Source organism: Bacillus sp. 1021, assembly GCF_014534735.1.
Classification (GTDB): domain Bacteria; phylum Bacillota; class Bacilli; order Bacillales; family Bacillaceae; genus Bacillus; species Bacillus siamensis.
This window is the reverse complement of sequence record NZ_JACVSR010000001.1, coordinates 355,503-375,624: the sequence shown is the minus strand read 5'-3', so window position 1 is coordinate 375,624 and position 20,122 is coordinate 355,503. Positions and strand designations below refer to the sequence as shown.

23 protein-coding genes are annotated in these 20,122 nt (G+C 46.3%); 6 read left to right on the top strand and 17 right to left on the bottom strand.

The window, feature by feature from the left end:
• Positions 1-27: 27 nt before the first annotated feature.
• Complete coding sequence (locus tag ICW23_RS02110; protein ID WP_016936424.1) at positions 28-978, bottom strand: ring-cleaving dioxygenase; 951 nt, start codon at positions 976-978, stop codon at positions 28-30.
• A 321-nt stretch (positions 979-1,299) separates the two neighbouring features.
• Between ICW23_RS02110 and ICW23_RS02105 the strand changes: the two genes are divergently transcribed.
• The 6 genes from ICW23_RS02105 (at position 1,300) to ICW23_RS02080 (ending at position 5,774) form a co-directional block, all read left to right on the top strand.
• Positions 1,300-2,616, top strand: a complete 1,317-nt coding sequence (locus ICW23_RS02105; RefSeq protein ID WP_029575218.1) for an APC family permease — start codon at positions 1,300-1,302, stop codon at positions 2,614-2,616.
• A gap of 284 nt (positions 2,617-2,900) precedes the next feature.
• A complete protein-coding gene (locus tag ICW23_RS02100) occupies positions 2,901-3,518 on the top strand; it encodes a DUF47 domain-containing protein (RefSeq protein WP_016936426.1) in 618 nt (205 codons plus the stop codon).
• 12 nt (positions 3,519-3,530) lie between these two features.
• On the top strand, positions 3,531-4,529 hold the full coding sequence (locus ICW23_RS02095) for an inorganic phosphate transporter (RefSeq protein WP_064778777.1): 999 nt from the start codon (positions 3,531-3,533) through the stop codon (positions 4,527-4,529).
• A gap of 107 nt (positions 4,530-4,636) precedes the next feature.
• A complete protein-coding gene (locus ICW23_RS02090) occupies positions 4,637-5,383 on the top strand; it encodes a type II toxin-antitoxin system SpoIISA family toxin (protein ID WP_188153955.1) in 747 nt (248 codons plus the stop codon).
• Complete coding sequence (locus ICW23_RS02085) at positions 5,383-5,553, top strand: type II toxin-antitoxin system SpoIISB family antitoxin (protein ID WP_003154807.1); 171 nt, start codon at positions 5,383-5,385, stop codon at positions 5,551-5,553. The genes ICW23_RS02090 and ICW23_RS02085 overlap by 1 nt, the downstream gene beginning before the upstream one ends.
• Positions 5,554-5,615: 62 nt before the next feature.
• The gene (locus ICW23_RS02080) at positions 5,616-5,774 is read left to right on the top strand and encodes a hypothetical protein (protein WP_176465383.1); all 159 of its coding nucleotides are present in this window, start codon (positions 5,616-5,618) and stop codon (positions 5,772-5,774) included.
• Positions 5,775-5,810: 36 nt separating this feature from the next.
• On the opposite strand, the gene ICW23_RS02075 is transcribed toward ICW23_RS02080, so the two are convergent.
• The 16 genes from ICW23_RS02075 to ICW23_RS02000 all read right to left on the bottom strand — a co-directional run bounded on the left by ICW23_RS02075 (position 5,811) and on the right by ICW23_RS02000 (position 20,091).
• A complete protein-coding gene (locus ICW23_RS02075) occupies positions 5,811-6,689 on the bottom strand; it encodes an N-acetylmuramoyl-L-alanine amidase (protein WP_016936429.1) in 879 nt (292 codons plus the stop codon).
• A 13-nt stretch (positions 6,690-6,702) separates the two neighbouring features.
• Positions 6,703-6,966, bottom strand: a complete 264-nt coding sequence (locus ICW23_RS02070; protein ID WP_016936430.1) for a phage holin — start codon at positions 6,964-6,966, stop codon at positions 6,703-6,705.
• 14 nt (positions 6,967-6,980) lie between these two features.
• The gene (locus tag ICW23_RS02065) at positions 6,981-7,244 is read right to left on the bottom strand and encodes a hemolysin XhlA family protein (protein WP_003154815.1); all 264 of its coding nucleotides are present in this window, start codon (positions 7,242-7,244) and stop codon (positions 6,981-6,983) included.
• Positions 7,245-7,295: 51 nt separating this feature from the next.
• Positions 7,296-8,057, bottom strand: a complete 762-nt coding sequence (xepA, locus tag ICW23_RS02060; RefSeq protein WP_016936431.1) for a phage-like element PBSX protein XepA — start codon at positions 8,055-8,057, stop codon at positions 7,296-7,298.
• A 48-nt stretch (positions 8,058-8,105) separates the two neighbouring features.
• Complete coding sequence (locus ICW23_RS02055; protein ID WP_045925711.1) at positions 8,106-8,303, bottom strand: XkdX family protein; 198 nt, start codon at positions 8,301-8,303, stop codon at positions 8,106-8,108.
• A gap of 4 nt (positions 8,304-8,307) precedes the next feature.
• A complete protein-coding gene (locus tag ICW23_RS02050; protein ID WP_099744360.1) occupies positions 8,308-8,688 on the bottom strand; it encodes an XkdW family protein in 381 nt (126 codons plus the stop codon).
• 12 nt (positions 8,689-8,700) lie between these two features.
• Positions 8,701-10,314, bottom strand: a complete 1,614-nt coding sequence (locus ICW23_RS02045) for a hypothetical protein (protein ID WP_188153954.1) — start codon at positions 10,312-10,314, stop codon at positions 8,701-8,703.
• Between the two features lie 2 nt (positions 10,315-10,316).
• On the bottom strand, positions 10,317-10,589 hold the full coding sequence (locus tag ICW23_RS02040; RefSeq protein ID WP_016936435.1) for a hypothetical protein: 273 nt from the start codon (positions 10,587-10,589) through the stop codon (positions 10,317-10,319).
• Complete coding sequence (locus ICW23_RS02035; RefSeq protein ID WP_188153953.1) at positions 10,586-11,164, bottom strand: YmfQ family protein; 579 nt, start codon at positions 11,162-11,164, stop codon at positions 10,586-10,588. Before ICW23_RS02035 ends, ICW23_RS02040 begins: the two co-directional genes overlap by 4 nt.
• Positions 11,148-12,194, bottom strand: coding sequence for a baseplate J/gp47 family protein (locus tag ICW23_RS02030; protein WP_045925716.1), 1,047 nt, complete (start codon positions 12,192-12,194; stop codon positions 11,148-11,150). The genes ICW23_RS02035 and ICW23_RS02030 overlap by 17 nt, the downstream gene beginning before the upstream one ends.
• Positions 12,187-12,612 (bottom strand): DUF2634 domain-containing protein, encoded by a 426-nt coding sequence (locus tag ICW23_RS02025; RefSeq protein WP_188153952.1) that lies wholly within the window; start codon positions 12,610-12,612, stop codon positions 12,187-12,189. Before ICW23_RS02025 ends, ICW23_RS02030 begins: the two co-directional genes overlap by 8 nt.
• Before the next feature lie 144 nt (positions 12,613-12,756).
• Positions 12,757-13,023 (bottom strand): DUF2577 family protein, encoded by a 267-nt coding sequence (locus ICW23_RS02020; protein ID WP_016936440.1) that lies wholly within the window; start codon positions 13,021-13,023, stop codon positions 12,757-12,759.
• The gene (locus ICW23_RS02015) at positions 13,023-14,000 is read right to left on the bottom strand and encodes an XkdQ/YqbQ family protein (RefSeq protein WP_188153951.1); all 978 of its coding nucleotides are present in this window, start codon (positions 13,998-14,000) and stop codon (positions 13,023-13,025) included. The genes ICW23_RS02020 and ICW23_RS02015 overlap by 1 nt, the downstream gene beginning before the upstream one ends.
• Before the next feature lie 13 nt (positions 14,001-14,013).
• The gene (locus tag ICW23_RS02010; protein ID WP_016936442.1) at positions 14,014-14,673 is read right to left on the bottom strand and encodes a LysM peptidoglycan-binding domain-containing protein; all 660 of its coding nucleotides are present in this window, start codon (positions 14,671-14,673) and stop codon (positions 14,014-14,016) included.
• Complete coding sequence (locus ICW23_RS02005; protein ID WP_188153950.1) at positions 14,666-19,951, bottom strand: transglycosylase SLT domain-containing protein; 5,286 nt, start codon at positions 19,949-19,951, stop codon at positions 14,666-14,668. The genes ICW23_RS02010 and ICW23_RS02005 overlap by 8 nt, the downstream gene beginning before the upstream one ends.
• The gene (locus ICW23_RS02000) at positions 19,939-20,091 is read right to left on the bottom strand and encodes a hypothetical protein (RefSeq protein ID WP_015239684.1); all 153 of its coding nucleotides are present in this window, start codon (positions 20,089-20,091) and stop codon (positions 19,939-19,941) included. Before ICW23_RS02000 ends, ICW23_RS02005 begins: the two co-directional genes overlap by 13 nt.
• Between the last annotated feature and the right edge of the window lie 31 nt (positions 20,092-20,122).

The window sequence follows — 20,122 nt, the reverse complement described above, 5'->3', positions numbered from 1 at the left end:
CGGGAGGCATCTGTCATTATTCCTGATTTATTGAATCGGTTTCAGCCGCGCTTCTATTTCAGAACGGCGGTGTTCGAGATAAGGCGGAAGCGCCACCGTTTTGCCGAGCTCCTCAGGTTTTTCATCAACCATAAATCCCGGACCGTCCGTTGACAATTCAAACAGAATTCCGTTCGGTTCCCGGAAGTACAGCGCTTTGAAATAATAACGCTCTACGATGCCTGAGTTGCTGAAACCTTCTTTTGTAATGATGCGGTGCCATAAAGCAAGCTCCTCTTCATTCTGAACGCGGAAGGCCACATGGTGGACGCTGCCTTTCCCCGGACGCTCTCGCGGAAGATCGTTTCTTTCAATCAGATGGACTTCCGTGCGCGCGCCTCCGTTTCCTGATTCCAGCACTGTAACTGTGCCCCGGTCTTCATGGGTTTCTTTTCCGATTTCAGTGAAGCCGAGCACATCGGTTAACACACGCAGCGTCGGCTCCGCATACGGGACAGTCAATTCAACGGGACCAAGACCGCGGAAAGAATATTCTTCCGGAATGCCGCTTTGTTTTACCGCTTCACCGATGTCTTTTCCTTTTTCGTCAGCCGTCAATACAAGCCGCTGTCCTTCATGATCCTGAAAAGCGAGTGTCTCTCTGCCCGCTATTGTCACGATGTCGCCATGAGCGACCTGATGCTCTTCGAATCGTTTTTTCCAATATTGCAGCGCTTGTGCATCCGGGACACGCAGGCCGATTGAAGAAATACTGTTTGTTCCCGCATGAAACGGCGCAATCCGCGGAATTTCGAAAAACGTCAATTCAGATCCCGGATTTGCTGTTTCATCACCGTAAAACAAATGATACATCGTCGGTTCATCTTGGTTTACGGACTTTTTCACAAGTTTCAGTCCCAGGATGTCCCGATAGAAATCTAAATTTTTCTGCGCATCAGCCGTCATTGCTGATACATGGTGTATTCCGTTAACTTTCATTATGTTATCCTCCACTCAATTATCTCGATTTCGAGATATTTTATATATACAATTTATGTTATCCGGAGCATAAAGTCAACACATCTGCTTTGCCGACGGTCTGCACATTTCCGCCTTCAAAATAACGAACTATAGAAATTTTAAAACTCTTAATGTTCGTTTTTATAATAAGATATTTTCCTTACCAAAAGCGAAAACCTTTGTTTTTAAGCCAAAATCCGAAATCAGAAAATTTATTTTATTCGTGTTTCAGCAATTAGGGTTTACAATATGGAAAATAGTTTTTTCAGCATGACGATTTTACATCTGGAGGGAAAGGATATGCAGATTGAAGAAAACGGACTAAAAAAAGAGATCGGCCTTACCATCGCCCTCTCACTTGTTATCGGCACCATCATCGGTTCCGGCGTATTTATGAAACCAGGCGCCGTGCTTGCCTACTCCGGTGATGCAAAAACCGCGCTTATCGCGTGGCTGTTAGGAGGCATTTTGACGCTAGCAGGCGGCCTGACCGTTGCGGAAATCGGCACTCAGATTCCGAAAACGGGCGGACTTTATACATATCTTGAAGAAGTGTACGGCGAATTTTGGGGCTTTTTGTGCGGCTGGGTGCAAATCATCATTTACGGACCCGCGATTATCGGAGCAATCGGCTTGTATTTCGGCTCTTTGATGGCGCACTTGTTCAATTGGGATTCCGGCTGGTCTAAATTGATCGGAATTGCAGCCGTTTTGTTTTTAAGCATCATTAATATTATCGGAACGAAATATGGCGGCATCGTCCAGGGAATTACGACGGTCGGCAAATTGATTCCGATTATCTGCATGATTGTGTTCGGCCTTTGGAAAGGCGATCAGCATATTTTCACAGCCGTTACAAGCAGCATGTCAGAAATGAATTTCGGCGCTGCCATACTGGCTACCTTGTTTGCCTATGACGGCTGGATTCTGCTTGCGGCTCTCGGCGGTGAAATGAAAAACCCGGAAAAGCTTCTCCCGAGAGCGATGACGGGCGGACTCTTGGTTGTCACCGCCATTTATCTTTTCATTAACTTCGCACTGCTGCACATTCTTCCCGCGACCGACATTGTCAAACTCGGTGAAAATGCCACAGGCACCGCTGCGGGAATGCTGTTTGGCGGTATCGGAGGAAAATTGATCAGCGTCGGGATCATCGTCAGCATTTTCGGCTGTTTAAACGGAAAGATTCTCGCTTTTCCGCGTGTCTCGTTTGCAATGGCGGAACGGAAACAGCTGCCGTTTGCCGGACAGATTTCACGGGTGCACCCGACGTTCCGCACTCCTTGGATTGCCGTGTCATTTCAGATCGCGCTGGCCATTATTTTTATGATCATCAGCAACCCTGATAAGCTGTCTGAAATCTCTATTTTCATGATTTATATTTTTTACGTCATGGCCTTTTTCGCCGTTTTCATCCTAAGAAAAAAAAGCGGCGGAAAGCCGCGCGCCTACAGCGTGCCTCTGTATCCGGTCATTCCTGTTTTGGCCATAGCGGGTTCACTGTTTGTACTGATCAGCACGATCATTACAGATACACTGAGCTGCGGGCTTTCCATCTTGATCGGTCTTGCCGGACTCCCGCTTTATTTTTGGCTGAAAAACCGCAGAAATGACTGACAAAAACGGTTCCTTTTACGGGAGCCGTTTTTTTTCGGCAAAATCACGTGCAAAAGTTGACAGCAAATTCACATCTTTTGTTATACTTTTTAAGCAAGATGTCTGAATTCGAAGTATGTTACGTTTTTTTGGCAAAGTGGGTAACATAAGAAAAACAGGATGAGACACGTTTTTACGAAAAAATCAAGAGGCGTTTTTTTCGACTTCATCTGTTTTTTTTCGACAAAAGGCTATATAATAATTTGATGTGTGCATTGTCTCATTCAAACAATGGAGGGTTTTTAATGATAAAAAGAAAAAAAGATAAGTTCTCACTCCTTTTAACAGAAATCGCAAAAAATATAGATGAAACTGCAGAGTACTTTGTGAACTTTAAAGTCACAAACCAAACAACACTTAAAGAATTTGCAGATACGTTAAAAGAATACGAAACAAAAGGTGACAATCATGTTCATGTCATGATTAAAGAGCTTAACAAAGCATTCATCACTCCTATTGAACGCGAAGATATCCTTCAGCTGACAAACAGCCTGGATGATGTGCTTGACGGAATTGAACATTTCTCTGCCATGATGGAGATTTTCTCAATTACTTCATCAGACGAGCATATCGACAAATTCAGCGGATACATTAGAGAATGTGCGAAAGAAATTTTAATTGCAACTGAGCTGTTGGCAGAAAACCGCTTAAAGGACATTCAGCCTCACGCCATCAAAATTAAAGAGTATGAGCACAACTGTGACAACCTGCACAGAAAATCATTAAAAAATCTGTTCGGCACAGAAACCGATCCGATTAAAGTGATTCAGTACCGCGAGATTTACGAAACGCTTGAGGAAATTGCCGACTCTTGCCAAAGCGTTGCCAATAACCTTGAAACCATCATTATGAAAAACGCGTAACGAGGGGTTATAATGGATACTCTATTACTTTTAACGATATTAATTGTCATTTGCGCTTTGGTATTTGACTTCATTAACGGATTTCACGATACCGCCAACGCAATCGCCACCTCAGTTTCGACAAAAGCGCTGAAGCCGCGGCACGCGATTATCATGGCCGCCATCATGAACTTTCTCGGAGCCATGACGTTTACCGGTGTGGCGAAAACCATTACGAAAGATATTGTGAATCCTTATACATTAGACAACGGATCGGTTGTCATTCTTGCTGCTTTACTCGCCGCAATCGCCTGGAACTTGATCACATGGTATTTCGGCATTCCGAGCAGCTCTTCACATGCGATTATCGGAGCGATCGCCGGTGCGGCTATTGCAGCATCAGGTTTTGCGACGCTTAATTATAAAGGGTTCATTAAAATTATCGAAGCACTTATTTTATCACCGATCATCGCCTTTGTTCTCGGCTTTATCGTATATTCGATCGTGAAGCTGATTTTTAAAGACAGCAATCTGGCGAAAACAAATAAACGCTTCCGCAGAGTGCAGATTTTGACGGCTGCCATTCAGTCCTATACACACGGAACAAACGACGCGCAAAAAGCGATGGGTATCATTACGATGGCGCTTATGACGGCCAATTTACATAAAAGTGATGCGATTCCTTTTTGGGTGCAGCTCTCCTGTGCCCTGGCAATGGGTCTCGGCACATCCATCGGCGGCTGGAAAATCATTAAAACCGTCGGCGGTAAAATTATGAAAATCCGTCCGGTAAACGGCGTATCTGCCGACTTAACCGGCGCAGCCATTATTTTCGGGGCCACGTTTATTCATCTCCCTGTCAGCACGACGCACGTCATTTCGTCTTCCATTCTCGGTGTGGGCGCTTCCCACCGCGTAAAAGGCGTAAACTGGGGAACGGCTAAACGGATGCTCATTACATGGGTCATCACCCTGCCGATTGCAGGTACACTCGGCGCCATCGCCTTTTTCATCTTAGATCTCTTTTTCTAATGACGGCATCCGCTTCTTTACAGAAGCGGTTTTTTTTGTGACAGGAAAATGATGTCATGACATAGAATGAACATAGCAGACCATTTTTCGAATTGTGAGGGATGCTCATGCTCATGTTTTTTCAGATCATGGTGTGGACGATGGCCGCCGCACTCATTTTATATGTGTACGCATCCTGGCGGTTTGAGGCAAAGGTAAAAGAAAAAATGTTTGCCATCCGTAAAACGTGGTATTTACTATTTGTACTGGGCTCCATGGTCTATTGGACATATGATCCCGAATCGCTCTTTTCCGCATGGAGACAATATTTGATTGTTGCCGTCTGCTTTGCTCTTATTGATGCGTTTATCTTTTTGAGCGCATATATCAAAAAGCTCGCCGGCAATGAATTAGAGACGGATACAAGGGAGATTTTGGAAGAAAACAATGAAATGCTTCACTCCTATCTTGAAAAACTGAAAACCTATCAATATCTGTTGAAAAATGAACCGATCCATGTATATTATGGAAGTACAGAAGCTTATGCAGAAGGCATCAGCAGACTGCTGGCCGCTTATGCAGAAAAAATGAATGTCACGGCTTCATTGTGCGACTATTCGGCACAGTCGGATAAGGACCGCTTGACGGAGCATATGCCTGATGCGGCAGACGTTCAGTCCCGCCTTAACCGAAAAGACGTCTACTATGATCAAAAGGGCAGGCTTGTGCTTATTCCGTTTACAGTCCAGGACCGCCATTATGTGATCAAACTGACGTCAGAAAACCTGTTGACGGAATTCGATTATTTGCTTTTCACATCGCTAACAAGCATTTATGATTTAATGCTGCCAATAGAAGAGGAAGGTGACGGATAATGGAGCAGGCATTTCAAAACGGGCAGCCGGAACAAAGAGCGAAACCGTTCAAAATGTTTAAAAAACGCTCAATGACAAGTATCGCAAGTTACCAGGTCAGCCCTCATACCGCCAGAATTTTCAAAGAAAACGAACGGCTGATTGACAAGTATAAACAAAAAAAAGCTTGATTACACTAAGGACAGGAGACACGGCTCTTGTCCTTATTCCTTTTTTCCTTATATTTCATATAATAAAACAACAAAGAGATGCGACAGGTGATGATGTGAAGAAAATTGTAAGGCGCGTAAAGTTTGTGGATTACGGACGGTTCGGGCTTTCCGCTTATTCTCTGAGGATGCGGGCGAGGAGTCTCGGGCTATTGAACCGATTAAAAAAGAAGAAAGGCTGAATCCCGTAATGTGATCGGGACCCAGCCTTTTATTTTTTAAAGCTGCATCAGAATTTTCGCTTTTACAGCGGGACCGTAGATGCCGTCAGACGGCAGTCCGTTTACAGATTGGAATCGGGCCACGGCATTTGCGGTTTTCGGTCCGTAGATGCCGTCAATGCCGTTATTGACAGCTCCTTTTTCAGGATAAAAATAAAGCGTGGCGAGCGCGTTTTGCACCTGGTATACTTTTTCACCGGACGTGTACGGCTCTGTCAGCTGAATCACCTCATCTGGAAGAGGATACAGTGCTTCAACCGGCGGGCTGACAAACAGCACTTGTCCGACTTTAATCAAATTCGGGTCTGCGATGTTATTCCATTTCTGAAGATCAGCCACACTGACGCCGAATTTTCGCGCGATGGCCGACAGCGTATCTCCTTTTTGAACAGTATACGTCTGTCTTTCCTCAGAACCGATTCCCGCTTTAAACTCGTCCCATGTATCCAACAGTCTTCTCGGACAAAGCTTTCCTGACCAATGCTTGTGCGCAACGACATTTGAAAGCGGGATGCCGTGCGACGTCATTAATGTGCGGATGAGCCATTGGGCGTTTGCCACGGCCTTTGAAAAGTTGCCATCGGCGTTTTCACAAATTTCAATACCGATAGATTTGCGGTTGCCGTCCCCGTTTCCGTCTCCGGCATGCCATCCGCTTTCGTTGAGCGGAAGATGCTGATAAATTTCCGTATCATCGACTGTGAAATGCCAGCTTGTCGGCGTATCGGGGTTTTTCACATAGTTTGCGTGACTTTTGGCGTTAGCGCCGGCTGCGGTATTGGCCGTATTGTGCACCGTAATGTAAATCGGTGTCATTGCATAGCCGGGGCGGTTATTGTTTCCTGCCGGGATAAAATCCTGTGTGATTTTCACCATGTTCTCATCTCTCCTATTTCGATAAATTGTTTATTTTTAATAAAGCTTGCTGTTTTTTCCCTTTTGCAGTGACGTAATTGTTTTTAAACCAGGCTGCGGCTGTCGTTACGATCGTAAAAACGGCCGATCCGGCGGCATACAGTGTATCTGCAAGCTGGCTGACCTGGTCCTCCTGAATATCAAGCGGCGATTTGCCGAACATCAGCAAAGTCTGGTTTAATAAAGCAAGCAAAAGAAGCACCGTCCTGACGACCGTGCCTTTGTCCGCGAATTTCATATCGGTTTTCCCCCTTACTTTTGCAGCAGATTGTACATGATGGCGATGGCTCCGCCAATGACGCCCGTGCAGATTGCTGTCACGATCGCTCCTGTAATGGTCCGCTTAATCCATGTTGTGTTTTCGTCAATTTTGTTCAGTTTTTCATTCAGCGTCATGATTTGCTGATCCTGCCGGTCGGATACCCGCTCTAATGCGGCCACCCGCTGTTCAAGCACCTTTTGTTCACCTTTAATGCCTGCGAATTCTTTTTGCACCGCTTGTTCATCCAGAAGCACTTCCGCTCCCCCCTCTTACATTGTTCTCACCTCCCTTCGGAAGCTTCATTCTTAAGAAAATGCCGTGCCTTTGACAGACAGGCTGCCGCCGGAAATGCTCTTGATTTCCATGACGATTTCTTTAAAGCCGGCAATATCAAATAACCACACTTCTCCTGTGCCTGACGTGCCGGCGGCTGAGGTTCCGTCGTCAGATCTGATTCCCCTGATCGGCACATTTTTCCCCGAGATAGACCTTCCCCAAAACGCGACATGGCCCGACTCAGCCGTGCCGGTGATTTCGACGAGAAGTTTTTTCCAGGCGCCCGCTGAGAAGATGACCCCCTCGCCCGCCTCTGCTGCATCTTCATGAAAAATCACGTCTGTATATGAAAACGCCATATCACCGCCCGTACCGACGGATTGGTATAAAACAAATTCGGACTGCTTTTGATTTCCATTTTCAAAACGGAACCGGTAATATCTTTTTGTCAGGCAGACCCACCCCGAAGCGGTCAGCACTCCGCCTTTGACTGTGACAGAATGTGAAGCTGTCCACGAATTGTTATCTTCGCTCTCTTCGATAAAAAGAGTTCCGCTGCGGTCCGAATAAGCCCAACCCTGTGCTCTGTCTATTAAGACGGCCCCTAAACGGTCTTGTCCGAATTGGCTGTAAACTTCAATTGCCTGCAGCGGCGTGTTGGTAAGCAGCTCTGCCATTCCGGACAAATCAGCAACCGGTGTGGCATAATCGTTTTTGTTACCGCGATAAGCTTTTACGGCGCCTGGCCTGCCAAGTTGATCAGCGGGAAATTCAAATGAATGCTTTATCATTGGCCATCCTCCTTTTTTAAAAATGACAAATAAAAAAAGCCGTTTGGCTTATGACACAGCATTTTTATAGTTTTCGTATGTTTCACCCGTTATTTCTTGAAATTCCTCAGGGGTGATATAGTGCGCGGCCACCCCTTCAGCCAGATCTTCGGCAGAACAGTCATTATAGCCCATAGCCTGTTTGACCATTTCTGTTGAGGCCCACTTATAAAACAAAGCGTAAACCCAAAAGTTAAGTCTCTTCATTTTTTCATTCTCCTTTTACGTTTAAGAGTTCCAGTTTTAAAGATGCTATTTGCACGCCGAGTGACTGCTGTGCTTGTTCGGCTGCTTTTCTGGCCAATTTCTCATTTGCCAGCTGCGCGCCGAGGCCCGCAAGCTGGTTTAATGAATTTGAATCTGGGGCCATGTCTTTTTTTAAGCTGTTTTTATATGCTTCATCAGCCGTTTCCACCCATTCTTGTTTTTCCTCATCAAAAAATGGGCGCCACATGCCTTCGCCGTTTATTTCCGGCGGAAAGTCCGCAGCGTTAGCCGGCATTATATAATCTCCTGTCTCAGAATCCGGATAAAGCTCAACCGGACTGCCTGTATAAATGTTGTCATTGTCATACGGAAATATTAATTTCATATTCTCGCTCCTTTACGTGAGGGCCACAACAAGATCAATGTAATAGCCGTTAACATTATTTTCTATATTGGCCATAATTCCCGTCAGCTTCATATCTCCATTAGAATAAATAACAATCTTACTGTAACCGGTGGTGCCGCTGGCTGCGACCATAGTCACAACGCCTTTGGCCGGCGCACAAGAGGATGGCACACTCCCGAATACCACTTCTCTGTCCGTAAGAACGTGTCCGTTCAGGTGAAGGGTGTTTCCCACTTTGCGATATTGAAGCGGCCTGTCTCCTGACTTAGCGCCATTTTTATAAGGAACATTTACCCAAGGAACATTTTCAGTATCAAGTTCGGTAACGATCCGCCTCCAGCCCTGCCAGCCCAAGTTCAAATCCAAATAGTTCGTGAACATATTATTTTTATAATCGATGGCAATGACATACCCAAACGTTCCCTTTCCCTCACTGTCAAGAGAGGTAAAATGAAACATGCCGCGGGTCGAAGCATTGCTCGGACTGTTTGCCGCTTTGCCGGTTGAATAAAAGGTGCCGAACGCCCTGCCGTTTTTCACAATTTTTTCAAGAAAGTTATCTTCATCACCAATCGCGAGAAGAATGCCGCCGCTGTCGTTTGTGATTTTGGAAAGCTGCCCGCCGTTCCACATATTTTTATCCGCCTGTGTGACATGGATGTCTTTTTTATTGGCGTGAGCGTCTACTAGTTTTTGTGCATCTTCTGTGCTGTCCAACTCAACCCAATCACTCCAAACGTTATTTGCCAAAGACTTACGAAATGTTCTGTTGTCATTTGTCATGGCAAGAACATGACCATATGACTTTCCGACGCTGCAGGTCCAAAACCCGCGTCCGCCTGAAGGCGGGGTATTCGCCGCAGTTTTTTCATATGAGAAATAGGTTAATGACGGATAGTTTAACAGTTCAGCATGAAGATCAGTTGTGACATTTAATAACGGCTGGCCGTCATCATTCGAAATTTTATTTAACTGCGAATTGTTCCATTTGTCTTTATCAGTTTTTGTTACGTGAATATCTGTTTTATTAGCATGGGCATCTATCTTTGATTGCACATCAGTTGTAGACTCTATAGGATACCAATTGATTGCTGTTTGATTAGAGTTATAGTAAAACCACCATGCGTTACCCTTCACGTCTACGGCATAACCATTACCTATTCCAGGCTGCCCCACTAACTGCATACCGCGCAGGCTCGTATTTGACGGGTTGTCTGTTACTGCATTGGTTCCGTAAAAAGTTACAGAACCAACGTCTTTTAACGAGTCATAAAACGAGCCGGAAGTTAAATTGATTTTCTGAGTGCCATTATCGGCAGTGATTTTAAACAGCTGTCCTGCATCCCATTTATCCTTATCAGCTATCGTCACATGCCGGTTCTGATCTTGATTGTGCTGGTCGAAATCTTTTTTTGCTGCCTGCTGGACGTTCTCCACGTTTCCGAGGCCGATTTGCGCCTTTGTCGTTTTGTGCGGGTTGTTCATGTCGTTTTTATGGGCCGCCAGATCCGTGTGTGCGTCTTTTATGCCTTTTTCCCAGCGGTTGACGTCATCTTCGTTAATCGGATCGTCCGGGAGCCAGTCTGTTTTTTCTTCGTAAGCCATCGTTACACCACCTCAAAAGTAAATCTTAAATCAAGCGTTCTGTTATTGCTGAGGTCCAAATTTGTTTTTCGTTCTGTGATGATGCTCCCTGTTTCGTCAAGCATCTGCACGGTTTCAATATGTTTAATGTCTTCTTCCCTGCGTGTGAGAACGGTGACTGCGGCATCTTTTACAGAAATGTCCGCAATCGGTGTTTCTTTGCCGTTTAACAGCACTTTTGTGATCCTGTTTTTCAAATCGGCTGCCGCACGCTGTCTGTAAGCGGCTGATATCATGGTAAGACCACCTCGTTATTGTTGAGTGTGACGGAATAACCGATCTTCAGTTCACTGACCTTTCGGTATCTCCGATTGTTGAGAATGACCCGGTCTTTGATTTCCAGTGTTTCGTTTAATGCGGCTCTGAGTGTATACGCCAAATGAGCGGGTTTGATTTTTTCAAGCGTTTCAATCAGGTCGTTCATGTGCTGCAGGTCATCAAACTCCATATCGGCATAAAAACGATATTCCCCCGGAAACATCCGAACGTAAGCTGACGGATGTTTTAAAAAACGGTTTAGCGCCTGTTCGATCGCTTGATGGGTGATGGGCGGAATATTCGACATCTTCGAGATCAGCCTGAGCCGTCTCATGTCTTCCGTGTCACCTGACTCCCGCGGTATTTTTAATATTTTTTCCCAACGGTCAAGCCCCCACGTCGCCGTCGTAATAAAAAGCTGGTCTGTCAAATCGAAAATATCGTTATTCTGCCGCTCAAACTCGGGAGCTTCCGCCTCAAGAATTTCCGCCATCTCTTTTAATTGAGTTAAAAACGGCGGGAGATATGCCGTCATCTCATCGAGTCTGCTCAAGGATTGTCACCCCTTTGAGTTTAGGAATTTCCACATCACTGAGCACAAGATTTTCCGCCGCACCGTTCATTTTGATATCTGCGTAGTCACTGACGGATGCCGCGTTATAAACGATGTTGTTAATTTGTGATAAGCGGACGGTGTTTTCTTCGAAGGCCATTTTCTTAAATAAATTCAGGATGCCTTTTTCAATCTCCGCTTTCACGTCATCGATCGAGCTGTTCAGTTCAGGCAGCACGGAAGCGGAGATTTCGATCTCTTTCCATACCGCGCTTTCCACTGTTACTGCAGCTCCGATCGGCGCCTGGCCTTCTCCCTGGCCTTCATCCGGGTCAATATAATCCTTTACTTTCTTGATCAGAATATCTGATGCCGGTTCCAAATTCGCATTTGTAATGACAACTTTCACCGTTCCGTCTCCGTTCCAAAGCGGGAAGATTTTCGCTCTGCCGACACCGTCCACTTCTTCAGCCCACTGTTTATAATGCTGTTTATTTGCGCTGACTGCCTCCCGGCGGACTCGGGTAAAATATCGTGTCCTTAAGCTGCTGTCATCTTCTTCCTCACGGCCGGGAATTAATATATCGCCCATGACCGCTTTCTCAAGCCCGGGAATCGTATCAAGCGGCAGCAGATTTTGACCTGTAATGCCGGCATTCCCCGCTTCTCCGGCCGTTTCACATTCAAGCGTTCCATCCTCTGTATATTGAAAATACAGGTTGTCGACGAAAAAACGGGAGCCTGTCGGAATGGTGATGCCCGCTGTGAATTCTCCGGCTCTGACCGCTTTTGTGGCAGGTGTTCGTTCAATTCCCGCTTCGGCAGCCCGCCTGTCCAGAAATTCTCCTTGAGCCGTATCGGAAAAAACAAGCTCCAGCACGGTATCAAGCCAAATATAAGACTTTGCGAGCTCAGCGGCCGCAGGCGCGAGCGCATTGTAAATGACGCTTCCTTCTCTCGTATCAATATCCGCCGTAATGCGCGCCAGCATTCTGTCCATAATGCCGTCAAACGTCTGAGCTTCAAACATTCTCTCCCAGCACCTCCTCTATCTCAAGCATGCCCTCATCCGCTTCAACGGTAAAAGAGACGATGAAGGCATCATCTTTTTTCTCAATCTCAAAATTGGCAACAGCCAAAATCCGGTCATCATACAGCAAGGCTTCTTCTATCAGTCTTGGAATCTCCATTTTTTTATAAGCATCCGTCGTGTTCTGATCAGAAAGCACTTCCTGCAGTTCATTACCGACATCATGGCTGAAAACCGAATATGAATACCGTTCTGTGTGAAGAGCGATATAGACGAATTGTCTGATGGCATCCAGTCCGTTTATCAGTTCATTGGTAATCCGGTTGTTTTCAAAATCAATTCGGTAGGTTTGTGAAGTTTCAATGGCCTCACTCGCATCCTCCAAATCTTCAAATTCGATTTCCGGTGTCAGTGCCATTGGCACCCGCTCCTTTTTGATTTATTCATGTAAAAAAGCCCTCTTCAGAAAAAGAAGCGGCTTTAACAGGCTGATATCTTTAATACATTTCTGTCCAGACGGATGAATTTTCAAAGTCACACTCCCGGCATTCATCGAATGCGGTTAGATTTTATCCAGCACAAAAAAGGACTGTCCTCCTGTTAATGCGGCGGTCATCACCCGGTCTCCTGCCTGGAGCTGATCATCTCCGCCGGATTTCAGCCGCTTCGGCACAATGAGTGCATCAGACGGAATCAAAAGTTTGTCGTGATCTTTCAGCTTCAGCTCGAGCGGCGAAACCGAGGTCACTTCCGCCGTCATCAGCTCCACCGGCGCTTCGGCGTCAACCGCCCCGACGGCTAAATGTTTAATAGCATCGCTTAATCTCATCAGGATGTCCCCTCCGGAAGTGAGTTTTTCTCCGTGACATCAATCGTCATGATATGTTTTGTTCCTTGGAATTCATGGCGGTCCGTATCTACATAATAAGTTTTCTTCAGCCCGATTTCCGGAATTGAGATATAGACCGGCAATCCGCTTTCCAACCCCGGAATGCCGATCGCCTGTATATTTTTCAGCTCTTTCTTTACGCCTTTTTTCTCAGCCTGCTTCACTTTTGCACGCTGTTTCAGCTGGGCTTCGTTAATGTCGTCAGAAACCGTTTCGGTATACTGTAAAACGCCGAATGTTTTCATGCCCGCGCTGTCTGACGCGGAAGCTTTCACGGTTTTATCGTCTTTTTGCAGCCGCATGACGACACGGGTTGCGGTATCATCAATTGAAGTGCTGTATTGATACCCTGTAATATTAACTCCTGTTTCCAGCACCCAAATATCAGACGGGTCCGGCCATTCACGCAAGCCGAGTCTGCCTTTTTCTGAATAGAGCTGATAATTGCGGCCCGTCTGGCTTTTTGTCTGTTTTAACGCTTTTAACATCATATCGTAAAGACTTGTATCATTTTTGAAAACGAGTGATTTAATGGTATGCCCTGTGTTGGCAATGGATGTCACGGGAATTTGAAAATCGCTGGCGATCCTTTTTAATATTTGATCGGCGCGCTTGTTGGAAAACACATAAACGTCCTGGTTTTTCACAAGGTATTGGAGCATATCGTATGCGGTGAAGGCGACGGTATGCTCATCCGGCGTTCTTGCAAAGACAATGCCGCGGAACAGCTCTTTTCCGTTCCATTTGAACAAAACCGTATCCCCTTCTGATACGCCGTAATACGTCTGGCTGCCCTGCTTTACGACAATTGTCGCTTCGATGGAGCGGGGCGCCTGATATCTGTGTCCTTCCAGCGTTACGCTTTCCGTGACAAGCTCGAGCCACTCCGTTTCTTTTATAACAAATAGTTCAATCATCTTCTCACCCGTTTCATTGCGGTATCTTCAGCTTCTGCCCCGGGAAGATCCAATGCCCCGGCTGCCGGATATTCCGTTTGCTGCGCTTAATCATGGCGGTTTTATTCGCGTTCCAGATTTTCCGCCACTCCGTGTGGTTTCCGTAAAACTTGCCGGCGATGTCCCAAAGCGTATCCCCTTTTTTGACGGTATATGTTTTGGGTGAAGCTTTGGATGGGCGCTTCGCTTTCGTTTTTTTCTTTTGTTTAATTTTTCTTGGCGAAGCAGTTTTATATTCTTTCAGTACGATATCAAAATTCCGGTCGCCGATTTCATTGTCACCTTCGCTGTAATTGAAACTTTCAATACTGCATGTAACATTGATTTTTGTTCCTGTAATTAAAAACTGAACGGGTTTTTTCGCTTTCATCCATGTTTCAATAGCTGAAATGGCTTTTTCCGGCGAAGGGATGCTTTGATATTCGGCAATCGGGGTGTATCGTTTCGGAAAAAAAGAAGAGAACGAAATTTCTTTCGCTCCCGGTTCTTCAATAAACGTCACCTCTCCAAGACCCGTGACTTTCACGGAATCATTCTGCACGCTGTTTGCGATATCAATCGCTTCAGGGAGAACGGGAAGCCGGAGCTTGTCCTTCCCCTGTGACAGCCAAAATTCGTAAACAGATTTAGTCAAAAGCAACGGCCCCCTTTGCTCCGGTATAAATGTCTTTTTGCAGTTCATCAATCAGCGCCTGTTTGATTTTGGCAGCGAGGCTGTCGGCGTCCTGTCCGTTATGGAAATGCTGATCGCCGCTGAATTCGATTTTGATCTCTTTTGTTCCCGTTTTTTGCATGGTTTGTCCGCCGCCTTTAACAGCTGCGGAAACCGTGCCGGCTGAAAGCGCCGCGGGTTCCGTCTGGGACGGATCGGACACTTCCATGCCGAGCGCTTGAGCCGCTTTTTGAAGCAGATAACGGCCGCGGATGCCCCGTTCTTCAGGGATGATCCACTCCCGTTTGTTCCCTTCGCCGACACGGGCGATCTGCTCCTTCGTAATCAGACCTCCGTTGGCATAACCGACGTATGGGCCGCCGTGCGCCATACTCTTAATCCCCGGCACATTGTTGATCGAGCCGTATCTGCTTTTAATATAGCCGATGGCGGCAGCGGCGTTGTGGATTGGATTTCTGATATCATTCATTCCCGGCGCTTTGTGAGATTCAAAGGTGCTCGGAATTGTCTGCATTAAACCCTGTGACGGGTGTCCGGCTTTGGCGTTGCTGTCCCATAAGTTAATGGAATTAGGGTTGCCTCCTGATTCATTCTGTGCGATCGTCATTAATCCGGGAAGCCAGCTGATCGGAGTATTGGTCGCTTTCATTGCGGCCAATAGCCACTCTTTGACGCTTCCTCCCGCTGCACCCATGCCGGAAAAGGCCGCTGCAAGCGAGCCTGCCTGTTTTTCGGCGTATTTTTTCACGTCAACTGAGCTGAGCCCTTTGACGACGCCGACTGAAGCAAAGCGTCCGAGACTCATCATGACACGGGAAGGAGAGTGAATATCAAGCTCTTCCCTGAATGCGTCCTCGACTTTTTTGGCCAAATCTTTGGCCGCCTGTTTGACTTCGCTTCCCTTCGCATTCATCCCTGATACGAAGTGTCCGATCAGGCCTGACCCCCAGCCGTTCGCAGAATCTCTTGATTGCACAAACGGTTTATTGATGTGTGTGCTCACGTATTGTGCGGTTCCCGTATCTTTTGCATTCTGTCCGGCCGAAAATCCTTTAACTGTAGCGGTGCCCCACGAGGACGATTGATTGACCGCCGATTGATAAGGTGTTTTCACCTTTGTTTTTAAAAACGAATCGGTGCCCGTCTGTGACGTATTCTGACCTTTCGCATAGCCCGCAACGACTTGCTTTCCGTAATCGGGCAAAGACGAAATGAGGGCGTTAAACGGCGTACCGATGTTTTTCTCTTTCCAGCCGTCCATATCCACTGCTTTATTGCTGATCCCGCTGTCAAAGCCTTCTGTAAACTGTTTGCCGAGTGATGAAGCCGTCCCGGCAAATCCGGAAGCATCCACAGACGCAGCTGCCGATACAGACGCCGAAGAAGAAACACCGCCCGCTCCCGCCGGTGCAGCGGAAGACTGAGCCGAAGCCGCTCCCATATCGTCGACGACACGCATGCCAAGCTTAGACGCAGCTTGTGAAAGCAGCATTTTCCCTCGGCCGCGGTTGTTGTCAACGGGAATAACAAATTCTTTACCGGCTTCACCGATCCACGAAATGGTCGGCTTTGTAATGTAGCCGCCTGTGGCGTTTTTGTCCGGTTTTTTCTTTTTATCTCCGCCTCCTGTGACGAAGTCCATTACGCCTGAAATCAATTTGCCGCCGGTTTTATCCCAAATCTTTTTCACCCAGTCGAATGCTGCAGAAAAAGCATCTGATATGGCTGTTCCCACTTTTACAAGAGGTTCTTTTATATGTTTCTCAAACCAGCCGCTTAACCCTTTCCATATATCCTTTACCGTATCTAAAGCAGTCGTGAAAGCGTCTGATATTCCTTTTCCGACTTTTTCCACCATGTTTTTCACCGGATTCCAGACAATATCCATGAACCAGCCGGATACCGTACTGAAAACAGATTTAATTTTATCCCAAGCTCCTGTGATCTTACTCCAAATGGACGTCGCTACTCCGACTACAGCCGATTTTACGGGCTCCCAGACAGTGCTCATAAACCAGCCGGATACTGTGCTGAAGACACCTTGAATCGTCGTCCACGCATTCACAATATTTGACCAGATGCTTGTCGCCACTCCGACTACTGCCGTTGAAACCGGCGTCCATACATTTTCCATGAACCAGGATGACACCGTGCTGAAAATCCCTTGAATCGTCGTCCACGCATTCACGATATTTGACCAAATGCTTGTCGCCACTCCGACTACTGCCGTTGAAACCGGCGTCCATACATTTTCCATAAACCAGGATGAAACGCTTCCCCAAGTATCTTGTATTGTTGTCCAAGCACTTTGTGCCGCTTCGGAAATATCATTCCACGTGTCTTTCAGAGCCCCTGAATCAAAGGCCTCTCCTAAGCTGGAACCGCCTAAACTGCCGGCGATGCCGCCTACTGCGCCGCCAATTAATGTGCCCACTCCGGGAACAACGCTGCCTATTGCTGCGCCGGCCGCCGCGCCGGCAAGACCGCCTCCCGCCGAGCCGACTTTTTCTCCTGCATTTTCTTTATTGATGCCGGCCAAATCAGTAAGTGACAACAATTCACCTATGCCTGGAATTCCTTTAGCGGCACCTTTCAACCCTTTCATACCGCCTTTCAGCGCCTTTGAACCTCCCAAGTCTTTCAAAAATGCGCCGATTCCTTTACCTGCCCCTTTTGTTTTCGGCGTATTTACAGATGCCTGTTTGCTTTCCTTTACAGAGGAGCCTTTTTTCGAAGATTTATTTCGCCCTTCGACTTTACTGCTTTTGCCCATTGTCACTCCGGTACAGCAGCAGCATCCCCCAAAAGCCCCGCCGGTTTTTTTGGCTGACTTTCCTGAAGATTTTGGCGCTGTTGCCGTGCGCTGTGAACCCTTTGTCAGATCAGGACGCTTCGGGCCGTTGGCGCCGCCGGCAGAAAGGCCGCCCTTACTCTTTTCTTTTTTCGTGCCGCCGCCTAATAATCCGCCGATATTGAGTTTGCCTAATTTTTCGGCGATGCCTGCGAATATTTTTTCTATTAATTCCCCGGCTTTTTCGATGATTTTGTCCGGGCTGAATTTCTCAAATTTTTTTGCAATCTTGCCGACAATTTTATCAACAAATGCCTCAGCTTTTTCGATGATTGCATCAGGACTGAACTTGCCGAACTTTTTATCAATGCCTCCGAACAGTGAGGATGTAAACTGCTCCACTTTTTCCAGAATCTTATCCGGATTGAGAAAATCGAATTTCTCAGAAATTCGGTCGATCGTGTCATTTACAAATTGTTCTGCGCGGTCGATTAGCTTATCAGGACTGAATTTACCGACAACGTCGTCGACTTTCTTCATAAACGAATCAGTAAAATGGTCCAGTTCTTTCAATATGGCTTCCGGACTGAATTTGCTGACAACGTCATCTATCTTTTTCATAAATGAATCAGTGAATTTATCCAGCTCTTTCAATATGGCTTCCGGACTGAATTTACTCACGATTCCGTCTACCTTTTTCATAAACGAATCAGCGAATTTATCCAGTTCGGTTAAAATCGTTTCCGGGCTGAATTTGCTCGCGATCTCGTCCACTTTTCCCATGAATGATGTCGTGAACTTATCCAGCTCGGTTAAAATCGTTTCCGGGCTGAATTTGCTTGCGATTTCGTCCACTTTTCCCATGAATGACGTCGTGAACTTGTCCAGTTCGACTAATATTGTTACCGGGCTGAATTTGCTCGCAATCTCGTCCACTTTTCCCATGAATGACGTCGTGAACTTATCCAGCTCGGTTAAAATCGTTTCCGGACTGAATTTGCTCGCGATCTCGTCCACTTTTCCCATGAATGACGTCGTGAACTTGTCCAGCTCGGTTAAAATCGTTTCCGGACTGAATTTGCTTGCGATTTCATCCACTTTTCCCATGAATGATGTCGTGAACTTATCCAGCTCCGCTAAAATGGTTTCCGGACTGAATTTGCTTGCGATCTCGTCCACTTTTCCCATAAATGACGTCGTGAACTTGTCCAGCTCGGTTAAAATCGTTTCCGGACTGAATTTGCTTGCGATCTCGTCCACTTTTCCCATGAATGATGTCGTGAACTTATCCAGCTCGGTTAAAATCGTTTCCGGGCTGAATTTGCTTGCGATTTCGTCCACTTTTCCCATGAATGACGTCGTGAACTTGTCCAGTTCGGCTAATATTGTTACCGGGCTGAATTTGCTCGCAATCTCGTCCACTTTTCCCATGAATGACGTCGTGAACTTATCCAGCTCGGTTAAAATCGTTTCCGGACTGAATTTGCTCGCGATCTCGTCCACTTTTCCCATGAATGACGTCGTGAACTTATCCAGCTCGGTTAAAATCGTTTCCGGACTGAATTTGCTTGCGATTTCATCCACTTTTCCCATGAATGATGTCGTGAACTTATCCAGCTCCGCTAAAATGGTTTCCGGACTGAATTTGCTTGCAATTTCGTCTGCCTTTTTCATAAAGTTTGCGGCGAATTTGTCCAGTTCCGCGATAATCGTTTCCGGATAGAACTTGGATGCGATGTCATTGACTTTTTTCATGAAGGTGTCTGCAACGGAATCAAGCATTGAAAAATCGGTTTTCGGCGAAGCAGGAGCAGCAGATGCAGAAGCTTTTCCGAAGTCCGGCATATTCTTTTGCATTGCAGCCAGCTGTGCTGTCACCTTTTCGTTTAACGATAATTGAATGACATTGTTTTTTCCCGTCAGCGAATCAATGCCCGATGAAATTCGGCCGACTGTTTTCATGACATGATCTATGACGCGTATAGTGACGGAGTACCCGTTTTTTAACGCAGATTGCATGTAGCGTTTGATGCGTTCCATGGCAGGGGTCACTTCGTCTGACGCATACAGTGAAACGGTAAATCCTTTGAAACCCGCAGCCAGATTCCGCAATCTCTCAAATGCCGCTGTCGCGCTGTCTTTTGCTCCTATTTTAATGGTTAAAGACGCAGGCAGACCCGCTAATTGGGCTTGCACCTTTTGAATGACGGCACTGGCTCCGTCTTCAGCTGAAATAGAGATCGTTTGTGCGCCCAGCTTTCTTTTCATAGAGCGCTGAATGCGGTCAATTGTTCTTAAAACAGATTTACTCTCTTTGCGTATATCAATTTCACTTTGGCGTTTTGTCATTTTCCTGTATTTCTCAAGCGCTCTGAAGCCATTTTGGATTTTCCTTATTTTCTTTGAAACCCGATCTTCCAATTCAAAACGGGCGGTCAGCTTTGCCATGATGTCGCTCCCCCTTTCTTCGCTTGTTTTTCAAGAATGTCCAGCTTGTAACCGATTAAACCGTACAGCAGCGCCTTAAAATGCCTCGGTGCTTCATATAACTCTTTCAGTTCTGATGGAGAATAATGAAGCTCGTGCATCGCGTAATAAAGATACACGGCTTCCTTATTC